Genomic DNA, 786 nt, shown 5'->3' with positions numbered 1-786 from the left:
CGCAACCAAATCCTGTTCGCGTTATTAAACGCCTATGAGCCGCCCCCGGGGCGACGTTTGCGTTTCCACCACACGTGGAAGCACTGGGGAAGCAAGAGGGGCCGAAGTCCTTCACATCGCTGCGTAAATCGGTGCCTGCGATGAGCGTTACTTCCAGTGCCGCTCGATCAGGATAATCCCATCCATACCGGCCGGGATCCCGTTGCCGAACGCGAGCTCTCGAACATCGACCGCGACGACATCCAGTACCGGCCGCTCTTCGGTCATGAGCACGAACTCGGTGATCCTTCCTGGTGGGCAGTCCCTCGAGGCCGGGTAAACGAGCGCGAGTCGCGTGCAGCGGTAGCGACTGGCGTATCTCAAGCGGCTGCCCGACTTCGACGACATCGAGGCCGAAGAGCGGGCGATGGCGCACGCCAGGGCCTATCCGAGCCTTCTTCACGCCCTGCAGTTCTTCCTCGACTGGCCGGCGCTGGATCGCGCTGCAGACCTCCTGGAGGCCGGCACGAGGAGATCGACGGGGATCACTACGAGTATCTCGCCCCAGCGGCAGAGGCCCTGTCAGAGCGTCATCCGCTGGCCGCGACTCTGGTTCTCCGCGCGATGATCGACTTCACGCTCACCCGATCGCGGGCGAAACGGTATCGCTATGCCGCCGAGTGGCCTGCCCCAATCGGGAGGTCCGGTTTCAGTCTTAGTGCATGACGGGACTCGGCGCTACGGCCGGAGTGGCCGGCGAAGCGGCTCCGGATTGCGGAGCCGGCCACTGCACCACCTCGGGTGCTG

The 786-nt window shown here is 64.4% G+C and carries 1 protein-coding gene and 1 pseudogene; one reads left to right on the top strand and one right to left on the bottom strand.

Annotation, left to right across the window (positions count from 1 at the left end; all coding sequences use genetic code 11):
• Positions 1-147: 147 nt before the first annotated feature.
• On the bottom strand, positions 148-273 hold the full coding sequence (locus PAA8504_RS22725) for a hypothetical protein (RefSeq protein WP_281259975.1): 126 nt from the start codon (positions 271-273) through the stop codon (positions 148-150).
• 76 nt (positions 274-349) lie between these two features.
• Between PAA8504_RS22725 and PAA8504_RS22940 the strand changes: the two are divergent.
• Positions 350-705, top strand: a pseudogene (locus PAA8504_RS22940) (DUF6880 family protein).
• Positions 706-786: the final 81 nt, after the last annotated feature.

It is taken from the genome of Palleronia abyssalis, assembly GCF_900302445.1.
Lineage (GTDB): Bacteria > Pseudomonadota > Alphaproteobacteria > Rhodobacterales > Rhodobacteraceae > Palleronia > Palleronia abyssalis.
Note: the sequence above shows the minus strand (reverse complement) of the source record. Positions and strands in the feature narration are given on the sequence as shown.